Origin of the sequence: Tenacibaculum bernardetii (assembly GCF_029125915.1) — a bacterium.
GTDB lineage: Bacteria > Bacteroidota > Bacteroidia > Flavobacteriales > Flavobacteriaceae > Polaribacter > Polaribacter bernardetii.
In genome coordinates this window covers 1-15913 of sequence record NZ_JAQJCU010000002.1, presented here as the reverse complement: position 1 = coordinate 15913, position 15913 = coordinate 1, and the positions used below count along the sequence as shown (strand labels likewise).

Genomic DNA, 15913 nt, shown 5'->3' with positions numbered 1-15913 from the left:
GACCCTGAAACAAGTTCAGGGTGACGTTATGTTGGTATTTATGTCTAATTTATTATATGTTTTGTCATGCTGAACTTGTTTCAGCATCGCATCAAAAGTAGTTAATAATCTAATTTTTTTAAAGTAGGATTCAATTCTTTAATTAAATTAAGTTTCCATTCTTTATACCAGTTTTTTAACTGCTTCTCTCTTACTATTGCTTTATTTATGTCCGTAAATTCTTCGAAATAAATTAAATCAATAACGTTATATTTTTTAGTGAATTTTGATGCTACGCTTTCTTTATGTTCAATGATTCTTTTAGATAAATTTACTGTAACTCCAATATAAAATGTAGTTCGATATTTATTCGCTAATATGTAAATATAACTTTGTTTCATTGTATTATGTGACCCTGAAACAAGTTCAGGGTGACGTTACGTTGGTATTTGTGTCTAATTTATTATATGTTTCGTCATGCTGAATTTATTTCAGCATCACATCAAAAGTAGTTAATAATCTAATGTTTTTAAAGTAGGATTCAATTCTTTATGCCAGTTTTTTAACTGCTTCTCTCTTACTATTGCTTTATTTATGTCCGTAAATTCTTCGAAATAAATTAAATCAATAACGTTATATTTTTTAGTGAATTTTGATGCTACGCTTTCTTTATGTTCAATGATTCTTTTAGATAAATTTACTGTAACTCCAATATAAAATGTAGTTCGATATTTATTCGCTAATATGTAAATATAACTTTGTTTCATTGTATTATGCGACCCTGAAACAAGTTCAGGGTGACGTTGCGTTGGTGTTTTTGTCTCGTTTATTATATGTTTCGTCATGCTGAATTTATTTCAGCATCGCATGATATTGAAATAAGTTTATTCTGAAATTTATAAATTCAATAGCTTTTCTTTAAAAAGCTCAGCGTATTCTCTAACTACATTTTTATCAAAATAAGGTTCCTCATCTATGCGCCCGATTACAGAAACGTTCGTCATATTTTTGATGATTTCTTCTGTTGTTTTATGTTCATTTCCAGAGAAAATAATCGCAATATCAAAACCTTTTTCTTTTAATAGATTCACTGTTAATAAAGTATGGTTAATGCTCCCTAAATAATGACGAGAAACAATAATTACTTTATAATCGGGTTTGATAATATCTAAAATGGTATCCGAATTATTTAACGGAACTAATAATCCGCCAGCGCCTTCTATAACTAAATTGTTATCAGTTTTAGGAGCTGTTATTTTTGATAATTCAACAGTAATTCCGTCTATTTCTGCAGCTGCATGCGGACTCATAGGGGTGTTTAATGCATAAGAGTTTGGATGAATTATAGTTGTAGAGTTAGAAATTAGTTGTTCAATTTTATGTGAATCAGAATTGTCTAATTCACCTGCTTGTATTGGTTTCCAATAATCAGCTTCTAGTGCCTCAGTTATAATAGCTGATGCTATAGTTTTTCCTACTTCAGTAGAAATTCCTGTGATAAAATATTTTTTCATTTAAAAGATTGTTTTACAATCATTACAAATTAATTTTCTGCTTTCAAAAAAAGGAAACAACATATAAAAAAAGCTTTTTCGTTGTGGTGGAGCAACTAGTATTTTAGAAGAATTGCAGTTTGCACAGTGAATAGTGTTTCCGTTTTTATCTTTTTTATATACTCTAATTTCATTGTAAATTATTAGTGCTTTTTCTAAATCATCATTATGTACTAATAGTTTTACTCCGCCTATTGCTTGACTTATTAAAGGATCAGAATCAATCGTCTTTTCATCCATCAATAAAGTTCTGATGTTATCTGAGTCTAATTTAGATTTAACAAGATGAGCTTCAGTAGAATATTCAAAAACAGTTAAAATAGTATAGTTGTCTCTCATAAGTTTTTAAACAAAAATAGCAAGATGTTCTAAAACATTGGTGATTTCTAGCCTAGAATTATAAGCATGTAAACAGAAACGTAATCTTTCTTCTCCTTTTGTTACTGTGGGAGATAAAATTGGCTTTACCTCGAATCCTTTTTCTTTAAGCTGTTTAGCTACATATTTTACTTTTTCATTACTAGGTATTATGCAGCAATGAATTGCAGAGTCACTATTTATAAACTTTAAATTAAGTCGTTTTGTTTCTGATATAAAATGCTGAATATTTTGATGTAATACTTTTGAGTTCTCTATTCCGTTAGAACTCTCAAGCTCCTCGTAAACACAATGTACGGTTGCCAATGAATGTGGCGGTAAGCCTGTAGTATAAATAAAACTTCTAGCAAAATTAATTAAGTATTGTTTCAGTTCACCGCTCCCTAAAATTACGGCCCCGTGACAACCTAATGCTTTACCGAAAGTTATAATTCTAGCAAAAACATCATTTTCTAAATTCAGTTTTTCAACAAGTCCATTTTTAAATACACCAACAGCGTGTGCTTCATCTACAATTAAATAAACGTTGTGTTTTTTACAAGTTTCAACTATGGCAATTAAATCAGGCGAGTCGCCATCCATAGAGAAAACAGATTCGGTTATCACATAAATTTCAGATTCTTGGTTTTTAGATTCGGTTCTAACAGATAGTATTTTGTTCTCTAAATTACCTATATCATTATGCTTAAACTTATAGCTTTTTGCGTTTGATAATTGAACACCATCGCGAATAGAAGCATGAATAAATTCATCATATAAAATAATATCGCCGCGTTGAGGTACAGATGAAAAGAAACCAATATTGGCATCGTAGCCAGAATTGAAAATTAAAGCAGCCTCCGTATTATGGAATTCAGTGATTTTTTTTTCAACGCTAATATATAGTTTGTGATTTCCGGAAAGTAAACGAGAACCTGTTGCCCCGTTTTTCTTTATGTTTTTATCAATTAAAAATTGGTGCGTTTTATCGAAAATTAAACCAGATTTAGCGTAGCCTAAGTAATCATTTGAAGAGAAATCTATTAAATGAGTTCCAGTACCAAGTGACCTGAGAGAAGTATCTTCTTTACGTGATGATATTTTTTGGATAAGTTTTTTAGGAAATAGCATAGTGTAAAAATACAAAAAGACTTACACGAATGTAAGCCTTTTTTGCTCCTCCTTTAGGACTCGAACCTAAGACCCTCTGATTAACAGTCAGAAGGCGCACCATGCAAAAGGTGAGTAAAATAAGACGTTACAGCGTTTTGATGAAATCACGTGCAAGTTATATGCAAGTTTTTAGCTGATTTTCAAATTTTCTAATTATAAGAACAAAGATATCATTTTATAGCAGTTCTAGCTACTACGTAATATTTATAATAAAAGAAATTATGACTGCTCAAAACCTCAACGATAAAATAAATTTAAAAAATACCGAATTACGAATGACTGACGATTCTGCCAAAAGGCAGAAGCTTCAAAATGATATAAGAGTATTGCAATACCGAAAAGAAATTGAAGTAATAAAAGAGAAAATACGTTTGTTGTCTTGAATTGCTTTACAATTTCATTCCATACATGCGTTCGTCCAATTCTTTCCAGTTGTGAATGTACTTTGATAGTTCCGCCCAAAATTCCTTCGAGTGACTTTTTACTTTGGTATGTACCAATTCATGTACAATAAGATAATCAATTAACGAATACGGCAATTTAATAGCATCAACATTTATAATAATATTATTGGTAGCTGTACAGCTTCCCCAGCGTTTTTCGAGCTGCCTAAATTTCAGCTCGTTAAACTCCAATCCCGTTTTTTTAGACCATTTTCTTACTCTTGGTGCTATTTTTTCTTTGGCTTTGACAATTAAAAAATCATTGAATGCTTTTTTAATAGCTTGCTGGTTGTTTAAATGTTGAGGTAGATATACTTTAAACTTCGATTCCGTAAAATCTATCGTAATTACCTCAACGTCTTCTTTAATTATTAACTCAACATAATACTTACGACCTAGGTATTGAATTCTGGAACCAGTTACTATATCTTCATCACCAATTGAGCTGACCAGTTCTAATTTATCAAGAATCCACTTGGCTTTTTTTAGAATTAATTGCTCGGCAGTAGTTTCTGGTATCAATTTACCTTTCAACACAACACCAGCAGCTTTTTCTACGGTTATATAATGCGATTTTAGCTGTTCTTTTTCCAGTACAGTGTAATCAATGGTTTTATGTCCGTAGGTAACGCTAGGCATCTTTATTTTTTATTAATACGTCCACCATTTCTTTGGCTTTTGTCTTTGCTTCGTTGCGCTCTAATTTTGTTTTTAGAAAACGCATAATTTTATTTTCAATATCTTTTTGTACTCTACCTTTAGCTTGCCAGCCTACAATATCCAATTCACCTTTAATTAAATCGAACAATGTTTTTGTCGCATCTTCGGCATCTTCATCAAACAATACTTTCATTGAATTATAAACCGCTCTTTGTTGTTCTGTATGAAATCCTTTGGCTTCGCCTTCGGTTTGTTCCTCAATAATTTCATCTTGCATTGATGTCATTGCTATAAGAAATTCCGTTTGCGTAATACGCTCGTCTTTTTTCATCTTTAATAATTCATCTAAACGCTGTGCTAGTGGCTTATAAAAATCGGGATTTTTATCCATCCCAACTTTAATAGTATGCTTTAAATTATTTCGCATTTTCAGCTCTTTGGTAGCTGGTGATGCGTTCATAATTTCTTCCTTAAACTTTTCTTTATCAATAATAGAAATTGGTTCTTCTAGTAAATTTTCAACACCTTCGGCTTTTAAATGGGTGTCAATCATGCCTTGTAGCATTTTACTTTCGTCTTTGCTAATTTTTAGCTCATCATCATCTGGAAACGCATTTTTAGCTCGTAATTTTATTTCGTTATATAGCTTAAAATCACCTTGGTATTTCATGGCTTTTGTGTTTGGTAACACAATGTTAATCGACTTGTTAAAGTCTTTTAAAAGCGCTTTAAAATCGTCACGTTTATTGATTGGCTCTATGAAACGAATTGCAGCATCTATATAGTCATCACGCTTGTAGTTTCTATCAATTTTCATTGGTTTGAAGAAATCTACTAATTTGGTGTGATTCATGGCTAGCTGAGGTAATTCTTCGTTGAGGTTCTTTAAAATATCGTCTGGACGAATATCGCCCGAAAATATTTCCAACGCTTGCACTAAGTAGGCCGTAATACCATTATAATCTACAATAAAACCAGCACTTTTCCCTTCTTTAGAACGGTTTACACGTGCAATGGCTTGTAATAAATTATGTTCTTTTAGTGGTTTATCTAAATATAAACACGATGTAATTGGTGCATCCCAACCCGTAAGTAACATATCACTAACAATAATAAAAGCAGTATTGTCGTATTGTTTCTTTCCCGATTTTTCGGTATCATTTTCATTACCAAATGGTAATTTAAAATTATCGGTTGCATCTTTAATGCCTTCTGGTGGTACAACCCAAACTGGTTTTTTATTGTCTGGATTGTTTTTGTTCCATTCTAAAGTTTCGTAGTATTCTTTTGCAATAGCATCGCTTTTAGGTGAGCCGATACTTACTACTACTTTAGATTCGAAATTATGTAAACCTTCCTCTTTTAATTTGTGTAATACTTGCTGGTATTTTATAGCTGCTTCACGACCACTACAAACTATCATAGCCTTGTGGCCATCTGGATAAATTTTATTGGTGTAATGGTTTACCATGTGTTTACCAATGGCGTTGATGCGCTCGGCAGATAATTGGTATTTGCGTAGTGCTTCTTTTTTTAGCTTGTCTTTTTTATCTTCATGTACATCACCAAACTTTTCTTCGAATTCTTTGTCTAATGCTTCTTTTTTAACATCTAACTTGGCAATACCCTCATCATAAAATAATTCTACAGTTGCACCATCGGCAACGGCTTCGGTAATAGTATAAACATCTATATACTCGCCACCGTAAAACTCACCAAGCGTAGATTTATCTTCTTTAGATATTGGTGTACCCGTAAATGCTACAAACTTTGCGTTTGGCAATACGGTACGCATAAACGAAGCTAAAAATCCGTAATGACTTCGGTGGGCTTCATCTACTAAAATGTATAAATTTTCTTTTTTAGATAATTCTTCTAGTTCAATTTCTTGGCGTTCTATTTCAACCCACTTTCCTTTTTGAAACTCTTTAATAATTTTAATGAGCTTCTTATCTTTCAAGTGTTTTTCAATAAGCAAATTACCACGTTCTTCCAGTTCGGTTTGGTCGCTGGTTGCTGTGGCTTCTTTATCGGTTTCTTGAAATTTTTGTAAAGTGGTAGTTATGATACCACCGTAATCGTTGCGTAGTAATTTATCTAAATGCACTACAGAACTGGCTTGGTTTACGTTTTTTAAACCAACATTTCTAAAAGTTGTGGTTATTTGTCGGTCCAAATCTTTACGGTCGGTCATAACCATAACGGTTGGATTGTTAAATCCGAATTCTTGCGCTTGCAGTTTACGAGTTACATAGGCCATCGTTAAACTCTTACCGCTTCCTTGTGTATGCCAAACAACACCACCTTCACCCGCTTGTAAGCGTTCTATAGTTTTATTGGTAGCTCTTACTTGTTGGTATCTTGGTAGCTTTTTAATGGTACGTCCTTCATCTAATTCAAACAATACAAAATGTCTGATAATATCTAGCAGTCGTTCTTTTTTAAATAATGCTAGTAACAATTTATCTTGTTCACGTTTGGCTTGCGCTATAATTTCGGTATCGTCTTTTGATGTTTTAAATACCGAATAAAATTGCTGAGGTGCATTGATAGCGCCATACTTACCGCCAACATCCCAAAGACCAGCGTTTATTTGATTGAAATGAAATAGTTTTTCTGAATTTTTCTGGTAATACTCTAAATCACTAAAAGCTTTATCCCATGCGTTTTGAGCTGTGGGCGATTTACATTCTATCACTGAAATTGGCAGCCCATTTAAGTAAATCACCAAATCTGGAATAGAGTTCTGGTATTTACCGTGGTATTTCATCTGGTTTACCACCAAAAAATCGTTGTTTGTTGGATTGTTGTAATCTATAAAATGTACGGGTTTAAACACCTCATCACCATCAATCACTTGTTTTACAACATAATCGCCACCACGTAACAACTCCCAAATTTTTTGGTTTATTTCCATGAGCGAAGCACCGTTTACGGTGGTAAGCTCTAAAAATGCTTTGTTAAGGTTGTTCTCGTTTATCCACGGATTAATGCGCTTAATAGCTGCCAATAACCTGTTTTTTAAAACTACTTCGGTAATATCTTCACGCTCATCTTGTTTGCTGGCATCGTAATACTGGTAGCCTAATTGTTGTAATAGTTGTATGGCTGGCAACTCGCTATGTAGGTATTCTGGTGATTGACTCATTTTTTTCTTTTTCGACCGTTTATTGACCACTTATTAACTATTTATTGCTTTTTGGGGGATAAAATATGTTGCTTTCTTTTCGTTGCACTTTGGTTAAAACCAGACTGATATAAAGCATTATTGTTGTTTTGAATTATATTTATCGGACATTTTATCGGACATTACCTTATTATTTATTGCTTTTTGTCCGATATATATCCAAACAGTAGCACCACCCTTAAAAACTTTTATCTAACAGTGTGTTAACGAATATAAAAAAGTAATGCTTTGTTGTTTTTTTGTTAAAAACTTGTTTATTACTTTTTTTTGTTCATATATTTGCATCGCACACCCTACCATATTAGGAGGATAGTGTTTCGAGGCTCGATACATCAAGATATGTACCGAGCCTTGCGGTTTTTTACAAGACTGTTGATAATTTCCTCTTCATTTTTTTTCTCATATTTTTTGGTGCCCAATCTTTATTTAAGTGATAAGCCGACAATAAATAATAATCTAACCCCGAATTTTGAGGCTCTAAAACCACTATATACTCTTGCTCTGTGTCATAGATGTATGTTCTAAATACATCTTTACGCTTTTTAGTATCCCTTTCCTTGGTACTAAACACTTCTACATTCGTTTTTTTCTTTAGTTCTAAATGAAATTTCACCCAATGTAAACGTTGGGCTCGGTCCTTTTCAAAAATTCGTCTTTTAAACTTTTTCCCTGTAGCTTCATCAACTTCCTCAACGTCTTCTTTTATTAAATGATTAAAAACCGTATCAAAAGATGCTTGACCATCTTTTTTTACTGGTCTAATAATTTTAGTTTGAAATGCAAGTTTCTCGTTATCTTGAATATCTCTGTCAAAAATTAAGCGCAATGATTTTGTTCTTGCATATTCATCTAAATGCATGATTTCAAGTAAGTGTGGATACTTTTTTATTAAATTAAATGGCATATCTTACTTACTTTAAATCGATATAAAACAGGTTAAACTTATTGTTTTTCTTTGGCGTTGATTTTTTTAATGAAATATTTGTATGCGCTTCTATTTTCTCAATCAGTTTATTTTTTGCCGTTACTTTATTAAGACCTCTAATATGATAATTAATAGCACCCATAATTAAATCAGCCATTTGCATTAAAAAACTTTCGTACGACTTAATAAACTGAATGGTCCGTATATTGTTATTCGAATTTAAGATATCTTGTAACCTTACCAATTTCTCTTGACTACAGGTGTCTTTTATATCCAGATACATGTTATAGGTATATTCTGGATTTAGCTTATGAAATATAAGCTGGTAATACATCCTAAAATAAAAATCGTTATGCGTATAATCTGCTCTGGTTTCGTCTATTTTACTTTTATCGACAATCACAGCTCTAAACATTAAATCGGTTGCAAAAAAGTAATCGATAACATCTGCATAAAACTCATACTGTGATTTTGATACGTCAGACCATTTTATTTCTCCTTTAAACTTATGTTTCGCTTTTAGTTGCTTAATATAATCCTTATGTATTTTTATTTGTGGATATGCACAACTTACATAAGAAATAAGCATATATGGCATCCCGTCATTTTGTAAATGTGTGCTCTCGTCACAATATATATTAAATGTTTTACTCATAACTACACAGCTTCTTTAATTAAACCAGTTACCCGAACCTTACCCGTTAACAACTGCTGCATAAGGCCTTTTTTAAGGTCTTGGTAGTGGGTTTTCTTGTTTTGTAAAACATCTAGTTTACTATCTACCGTGCTTAAAATTTCTGAAATACGAATTTGCTCATTAATCTTAGGTAACGGAATTACAAGTTTCCGAAACGTCATTAAGTTTAAATGACCTACAATACCTCCAACTCTAGCTCCAATCATTCTTTTTTGTACGTCAGTGTCTTGTAAAATCTGTAATAAAAATTTATTAGAAAGTAATTCTGCTTTTGGTTGAATTGTAATAATACTTTCATATGTACTAAACTCAATATCTACATCTACAATAGCACAAGTACCTAAAGTTCCGGATTTACTTACAAGAACATCTCCTTTTTTTGTTATACGCCTAGAGGTTAATTTTTTATGCTGTGTTTCGGAAATATATCTAACATTTTTGAAAGATAAACTCCCAGTATTTATGTCAGTTGCTCGGATAAAAGGAAAACCTCCTTTTTCTACATAATCGACCTTTGAAGTTAAACCTAAAAATATTTCATTACATATTTCATTTAATTTAACATATTCCCAACTTTTAGGTATCTCGCCAAGCGGTGAGTCTTTAAACTGGGTATGGCCAATGCCTTTGGTGAGTAGGCGTTGCATGAGTCCTTTTTTTAAGTCTTGGGTTTGACTTATGCGTTGGGTAATGAGGTCTATTTTAGCATCTACCGTGCTTAATATTTCGGCTATTTTTTGTTGTTCTGTTGAAGAAGGTATTAATGCTTTTACTGTAGAAACTAACTTTATGTTAAGGTTTTGAACTGTAGAACCAGCGGCTTTACTTTTAAATTGACTTTTTATTACATCAGAACTTAAAAGGTAATACATATAATCAATAGATAATTCTTCTGACTTTCTTCTCATTAATAGCCATCCATCATGAATACATCCTTCTGTTTTCATTATATATGGCTTTCCGAAACTCATAGAATTTGAAAGTATAAAATCATTTTCTTTAACTAATAATGATTTTTTTAACCCTTCTTTTCTGATTTTTTGTTTTGTACTATAAATGAATTTATCAGTGTTTTTTGTATCTCCAATTTTCACCCAATTATAACTATCATCAGATTCAGTTATAAAATCTTTTATAGGTCTTGGTGAACCACCTCTAGCTATATCAAAAACTTCATCTAACCTACGTTCTTTCCACTCTTCCCTCATATCCCCAATTCTTTTAAAAATCCGTTCAATTTGGCATCAATTTCGGCTTCTTCTACATCTAAATCAGCTAAAACAGTTTGTACTGCTTGTACATCAATAATCGGTTCTGGTTCGCTGGTATCTATATAACGTGAAATGTTTAGGTTGTAATCGTTTTCGGCAATTTCTGCTAGGGTAACAATACGCATGTATTTGTCAACCTCGGTATTAGCATCGTAGGCGTTTACTATTTTAGTAAGATGTTCGGGTAATAATTCGTTTTGGTTTTTGCCTTCTTTAAAATCGCTACTGGCATCAATAATAGTTACTTTTCCTTTTTGGGTTTCAGTTTTATTTTTGTTTATCAACCAAATAGAAGCTGGTATGCCCGTATTGTAAAACAGCGCAGATGGTAGGCCTATAATACCTTCAACCAAATCGGCTTCTAACAAAGCTTTACGTATTTTACCTTCGGTACTACCTCTAAACAATGTTCCGTGTGGTAAAACCACGCCCGCTTTTCCGTCTTCTTTTAATACGGCAATCATGTGTTGTATAAAAGCCAAATCGGCATAACCACGAGGTGCAATTCCGTATTGAAAACGTCCGTACGGGTCGCTTACTTCTTTTTTATAGTTGGGTGTTACTTTTTTCTCTTTTCCGTTTTTATCAAGCTTTATAATAATATTAGCTTCTGCTGGGCTCCACCAAGCATCCATAGAAAACGGTGGGTTGGCAATAACACGGTCAAACAATTTTAGTTCGTTATTTTTATTACGGTGTTTTGGGTCGGTTAGGGTATCGCCTTTACGTATGTCGGCATCCATAAAATTATGCAGCAACATGTTTAACTTACCAATGGCCCACGTACCCAAGTTTTTTTCTTGTCCGTTTAAGCTTACATTTATATTGTTACCCACTTTTCCGTTAGGTTGTTGTGCTATATAACGAGCAGATTCTATAAGCATACCACCAGAGCCACAAGTAGGGTCGTAAATACTTTGTTTAGGTTGCGGCTTTATAAGGTTTACAATAAGCTGCACCACACCACGAGGCGTATAAAATTCACCTCCTTTTTTACCAGCATCATCTGCAAATTGTTTGATGAGGTATTCGTAAGCATCCCCCAAAAGGTCGTTAGATTCTAAATGCGCATTGGCTAACGAATGTTGGTTAAAGTGGCGTAATAAACGCTGTAATAGCTCATCACTTAATTTTTCTTTATCACCAAACTTGGTGGCGGTCATTACACCTTCTAAACTGGTGTTTTCTCGCTCTATGGCGGCAAAGGCTTTGTCTAAAGCGATACCAATATTTTCGGTATGCCCTTTAATGGTTTCCCAACGTGATTCTTCTGGAAGTTGAAAGTAGGTTTCATCTTCGGCATCTTCACGAGAAATACCTTCACGTTGTATAATAGCTTCCACTTCTTCTAAAAACACATCGTTTGAGCGTTTTAAGAATAGGAGTCCGAATATGTAATTTTTAAAATCTGAGGAATCGATGCTTCCACGTAATATGTTTGCTGAATCCCATAGCCAAGATTCGAGTGTTTCTAAAGTTAGTTTGTTTTCAGTCATTTTATTTTTAAGCAGTTTTTTTATTGTCAATCAGCAAATCTTTTACGCTAATGTTTAAAATATCAGCAATTTTATACAAGGTTTCTACACTTGGTTGGCGTCTGTTGGTAGTATAAGAAAGTACCATATTGTAGCTTTTGCCCAGTTCTTTAGAGAGCCATATTTGTTTTAATCCTTTCTGGACCAATACCTCTTTTATGCGATTCATCAACTTCGTTTTTTTTGCTTTCCGAATATAGCTAAAAACTATCATTAAACGATAGCTGGTTTACAGATAAAAAAATGCTTTTTTAGAAGTTTTAAAATAAAAAATTGTAACTGGTTGATTTTTGGGTAATTATGGTTTTTTTTGCTTGACAATGCCGAAAAAAAGGGCTATATTTGAGTAAGTAACCTTACCAACAATGCGGTGTTCTGTATTTTCTAAAGAACACGAACAGCAAACAAACTATACATAAAATACAGCCGATTTTTTCGGTTGTAACAACAATACACCTTCGGATAGTCCGAAGGTTCTTTAGTTGTGGTCCATACCGCAGCTATGGATTAATTATAAAAAAAAGAAAATTATGGAAAAGAAAAAAGGGCTTGAATTTTACAAGTTGTTTCACCCTCTAGCCGAGGATAATAGGCTAACTGATTTAGAAAAAATTGTAGCGATGTATATTTTTACATTGCATAGCTTTAACCAAAAGTGCTTTGCTAGCAACAAGTACATGGCTAGCGTTTTAAAAGTATCATCGAGCGGAGTAGATACAGCAATTAAAAAATTGCAATACGTTGGTTATATTGAAGATTTACGTAGTGAACCTTCGGTTAAACATTTAAAAATATGTGCTACTAATGTGACTAATGCTAATTTTTATAAATTTTATAAAGTGTTATTGATATCTAAATTAAAATATAGTACTAAATTTTTACTGACGTATATTTTGTCGTACACCAATAGTAATAGAAGATTTTACGATACGAATGCAAATATTTTAAAGCGCATTGGGTTAGGTAAGGAAGCTGTTGCAACCGCTAAACGAGAGCTAAGAGTACAAGGTTGGTTAACTATTAAAAACCCAAGAAGCAAATGGCGAGAGTTTTTAATTACAACGAATAGAAACCCAATTGCAGAGCTTACAGCTATTGAAGCTAAAAAAGTAGCTGCTGCTTTGCGCCCAGAAACCAGCGTTACTAAACCAATTAACGGTAACGCTAGCCCAAAATTAAGCGTTGTTAGCTCAGAAAGCAGCCACAATAAGATAATAAATAATAAAATTAAAAAAGAAAATAGTAATAATAGAATATATAATATTAATAGTGAAAGTATAGTTACTGCTTCGCAGTTAGAAACTTTTTTAGATTTAGATTATTCATTTAATTTTTATGATATACCAATTGAAAGTTTAGATAGTCCAACTAGTGTAAGCGTTGACCAACTTGAAATTTATTTAGATGCTGGTTTAACTTTAGGTGAGTGGCTTGCGTTAAATGTATTACCAGCTGCTGGTAAAAGCACCGAGGAAATTTTAGAAACTAATAATCTACCAACTAGCGCAAGCGTTAAAGAAATTAGTACTGAAACGGTAGCAACGGAAACGGCAACCACCAAGGTTGCGGAAGCTACAGAAAAAAGTGTGGCCGAGTGGTTGGCCGAAGCTGTTATTATGAATAAAACATTCACCAAGCAAAGGCAGCCCATTCTAGAAGTGTTAACGTACATCAAACGGAACGATACGGTAAGCGTAACCGATTTTTTAATGCAGTTGTATTTTGAATTAGGAATGGATTTAGATATACCAAACATCGTTAGCATTCAGCATCACATCAACCACAGCCATTGCAGTGTTGAAGATATTATAAAAGATGTAACACGTATTTATAAAGAAAACTTGTATGTTAATAAAAGATATAAAAATGTTGAGGTTCCAAGAAGCATGCTGGTTTACCTCAGCGATATTTATAAATAAAAAATATTGGTAATGGTGGCTTTCGGGCCGCCAATAACCAGTTTATATGTACCAAAAGGGCTTTTGTTAGCACGTATTCGTTATGAATATTTTCATAAAAAGAGGTTAAATGATGCGTAGGGGGCTCTCCTTATAAAGTGCTTCACACACTACCTATGAAGATTTTAAATAATATTATCTGTAACCTTTCTTTTATAAAGTAATAGCATCAATTTTAAAATTGGTATTGATGTGCTTCGCTAAAATTTTTTTATAATTTTTTTGATATAAGTTTTAGAAACGCTTTACTTTTTTTGTTTTGATAGTATATTCTATTTATAATAAAACTTTAAAAATCATATAATTATGAACGAAGAATATCAATATTTATTTACCGAAGGGCCACTACGTGAGGCAATGGCAGCATACCTATCAGTTAATTACGAGGAAGCCGCAGATTACAGCGAAGATGCTATGGTTAGCGAATACATGTACCTCAAAGATAACGGTCAGTTGAACCTCATCTTTGAAGCAGTACAGTTGCATAATAAAACCAAGACGCTAGCTATTAGCTAAATTGATTAATCGTTCGTTAGCGTGGTCAATAGTTTTGTTACCATAGCTTTCTAGGTAAATGCCAGTTACGGCATTACCGTAGTTGTGGCCCAGTGCTTCGGCAATTAAATCTTTACTGTAGCCATTTGCTTTGGCAATGTTGGCCCAGCTATAGCGAGCCACGTAAGTGGTTAGCGGTATGTCTAATTGCAATTGATACCCAAGTTGTTTAAGATACCTATTTGTAGATTTTAGTCCCAAGTTTACACGGTGTCTTATCTTGGCTTCGGGTATATTATCTAAACCAAATTGAGGTAATAAATAGGAACTGTTAGTGGTTTTGTAATGATTTAGAATATCTTGAACCGTTGGTGATAATTTAATACTATATAATTTTCCAGTTTTGCGTCTTTTATAAATAACCCGCCCATTTTTAATGTTGCTCTTTTTAAGAAGTATAAGGTCCATGAAAGAAATGCCAATCAGACCAAAAATCAGCATGAACATATTTTTAGCATGAAAGTGTTTAGAATCTTTATCTAGTTCAATTTGTGCAATTTTTCTAATAGATTCTAAAGGTATTGCTCGTGATATTGTTTTTTGCGACCTAATTTTAAAGCTTCGAAACGGGTATTGTGCCATGTTATATACATCAAGCTTTCCAGCACGATTTAATAAAGCTCGCAGCGCCCGCATATATACCGCAGCGCCATTTACACTTACACCAGAGGCTGATAAATGGGCGTCATATTCTAATACAAATGCATAATTTATATCCGATAATTTTAATTTCTTATTTCTGTAGTTGATAATACTTTTGGCAGCGGTTTTGTAGGATTGTGCATTGCCGTGGCGACCTTGAATATTTAGTTTTTTAATTTGTTCAATGGCAAAATCATAAAACAGCATTTCATTAACATCATACGATACGGTTAGGGCGTATTTTATGTCGGCTAAACCTGCGTCTGGTTTGTATGATAAAATAGCTAGAAGTTTCTTCTCATAATGCAGTATTGTCTTCTTTAAATGAAGATTTAGCTCTAAGTAACTTGCATGCTTTTTATTTACACGTAGTTTTTTCTCATCCCATTCGTTCGGTGAAATCTTAATTCCAAGATGAATCGATGTTGTTTTTTTATTAGCTGTAAGCCTTAATATTAAAGGGATTCGTCCGTCTGCATAACTTCTTCTTTTGTCTAATGTAAGTTTTAAAGTACTCATGTTTTTTAGTGTTGCGCTAAAAACATTTTTATGCACGTGCACTTTTTGGCCTAAAAAGGGGTTCGTGCAAGTTATGTGCAAGTTTTTGACCTATGACTTCCGCTTTTCGGGCACAAAATTCAGCTGCTTTTTGCAGTAATTTTGATGCTTTCAAAGAATGTTGATTTTTTTTTATTCCTCCCTTAGCCCAGTTGGGTAGAGGGTTTGACCCGCATTACTGCATAAAAAAAAGTCCAACATTGCTGTTGAACTTCTTTTTTTATTGCTCCTCCTTTAGGACTCGAACCTAAGACCCTCTGATTAACAGTCAGATGCTCTAACCAACTGAGCTAAGGAGGAATGTTCATGTAGAACAAATATATGTGTTGTAGCAATTATCGGCTGCTACGATGCCTTCGTTTATTTTGCTCCTCCTTTAGGACTCGAACCTAAGACCCTCTGATTAACAGTCAGATGCTC

At 33.2% G+C, this 15913-nt stretch carries 16 protein-coding genes and 1 tRNA gene; 3 read left to right on the top strand and 14 right to left on the bottom strand.

Annotation, left to right across the window (positions count from 1 at the left end):
- Nucleotides 1–101: 101 nt before the first annotated feature.
- The 5 genes from P2G10_RS01750 to P2G10_RS01730 form a co-directional block, all read right to left on the bottom strand.
- Entirely contained in the window at nt 102–380 is a 279-nt protein-coding gene (locus tag P2G10_RS01750; protein WP_275314969.1) for a GIY-YIG nuclease family protein, read from the bottom strand.
- A 111-nt stretch (nt 381–491) separates the two neighbouring features.
- Nucleotides 492–824 carry a GIY-YIG nuclease family protein gene (locus P2G10_RS01745; protein WP_275314968.1) on the bottom strand — a complete coding sequence of 111 codons (333 nt, stop codon included), beginning with the start codon at nt 822–824 and terminating at the stop codon, nt 492–494.
- 51 nt (nt 825–875) lie between these two features.
- On the bottom strand, nt 876–1493 hold the full coding sequence (gene bioD / locus P2G10_RS01740; protein WP_275314967.1) for a dethiobiotin synthase: 618 nt from the start codon (nt 1491–1493) through the stop codon (nt 876–878).
- Complete coding sequence (locus P2G10_RS01735; protein ID WP_275314966.1) at nt 1494–1871, bottom strand: putative signal transducing protein; 378 nt, start codon at nt 1869–1871, stop codon at nt 1494–1496.
- 6 nt (nt 1872–1877) lie between these two features.
- The gene (locus tag P2G10_RS01730; RefSeq protein WP_275314965.1) at nt 1878–3020 is read right to left on the bottom strand and encodes an aminotransferase class I/II-fold pyridoxal phosphate-dependent enzyme; all 1143 of its coding nucleotides are present in this window, start codon (nt 3018–3020) and stop codon (nt 1878–1880) included.
- A gap of 263 nt (nt 3021–3283) precedes the next feature.
- Between P2G10_RS01730 and P2G10_RS01725 the strand changes: the two genes are divergently transcribed.
- A complete protein-coding gene (locus tag P2G10_RS01725) occupies nt 3284–3445 on the top strand; it encodes a hypothetical protein (RefSeq protein ID WP_275314964.1) in 162 nt (53 codons plus the stop codon).
- A gap of 6 nt (nt 3446–3451) precedes the next feature.
- On the opposite strand, the gene P2G10_RS01720 is transcribed toward P2G10_RS01725, so the two are convergent.
- From P2G10_RS01720 to P2G10_RS01690, 7 genes are all read right to left on the bottom strand, one after another.
- Nucleotides 3452–4144 carry a M48 family metallopeptidase gene (locus tag P2G10_RS01720; RefSeq protein WP_275314963.1) on the bottom strand — a complete coding sequence of 231 codons (693 nt, stop codon included), beginning with the start codon at nt 4142–4144 and terminating at the stop codon, nt 3452–3454.
- On the bottom strand, nt 4137–7313 hold the full coding sequence (locus tag P2G10_RS01715) for a type I restriction endonuclease subunit R (RefSeq protein WP_275314961.1): 3177 nt from the start codon (nt 7311–7313) through the stop codon (nt 4137–4139). The genes P2G10_RS01720 and P2G10_RS01715 overlap by 8 nt, the downstream gene beginning before the upstream one ends.
- 400 nt (nt 7314–7713) lie before the next feature.
- The gene (locus P2G10_RS01710; protein WP_275314959.1) at nt 7714–8256 is read right to left on the bottom strand and encodes a hypothetical protein; all 543 of its coding nucleotides are present in this window, start codon (nt 8254–8256) and stop codon (nt 7714–7716) included.
- A 7-nt stretch (nt 8257–8263) separates the two neighbouring features.
- Nucleotides 8264–8932, bottom strand: coding sequence for a DUF3800 domain-containing protein (locus P2G10_RS01705; protein WP_275314958.1), 669 nt, complete (start codon nt 8930–8932; stop codon nt 8264–8266).
- 2 nt (nt 8933–8934) lie between these two features.
- Nucleotides 8935–10182, bottom strand: coding sequence for a restriction endonuclease subunit S (locus P2G10_RS01700; protein ID WP_275314957.1), 1248 nt, complete (start codon nt 10180–10182; stop codon nt 8935–8937).
- On the bottom strand, nt 10179–11741 hold the full coding sequence (locus P2G10_RS01695; RefSeq protein WP_275314956.1) for a type I restriction-modification system subunit M: 1563 nt from the start codon (nt 11739–11741) through the stop codon (nt 10179–10181). The genes P2G10_RS01700 and P2G10_RS01695 overlap by 4 nt, the downstream gene beginning before the upstream one ends.
- A 7-nt stretch (nt 11742–11748) precedes the next feature.
- The gene (locus tag P2G10_RS01690) at nt 11749–11949 is read right to left on the bottom strand and encodes a helix-turn-helix transcriptional regulator (protein ID WP_260584809.1); all 201 of its coding nucleotides are present in this window, start codon (nt 11947–11949) and stop codon (nt 11749–11751) included.
- A gap of 361 nt (nt 11950–12310) precedes the next feature.
- On the opposite strand from P2G10_RS01690, the gene P2G10_RS01685 reads away from it, so the two are divergent.
- Both P2G10_RS01685 and P2G10_RS01680 read left to right on the top strand, forming a co-directional pair.
- Nucleotides 12311–13699, top strand: coding sequence for a helix-turn-helix domain-containing protein (locus P2G10_RS01685; protein WP_275314955.1), 1389 nt, complete (start codon nt 12311–12313; stop codon nt 13697–13699).
- 345 nt (nt 13700–14044) lie between these two features.
- Nucleotides 14045–14254, top strand: coding sequence for a hypothetical protein (locus P2G10_RS01680; protein WP_275314954.1), 210 nt, complete (start codon nt 14045–14047; stop codon nt 14252–14254).
- Here P2G10_RS01680 and P2G10_RS01675 read toward each other — a convergent pair.
- A complete protein-coding gene (locus P2G10_RS01675; RefSeq protein ID WP_275314953.1) occupies nt 14240–15454 on the bottom strand; it encodes a site-specific integrase in 1215 nt (404 codons plus the stop codon). The genes P2G10_RS01680 and P2G10_RS01675 overlap by 15 nt on opposite strands.
- Before the next feature lie 265 nt (nt 15455–15719).
- Nucleotides 15720–15793 (bottom strand) — tRNA-Asn (locus P2G10_RS01670).
- Nucleotides 15794–15913 lie beyond the last annotated feature (120 nt).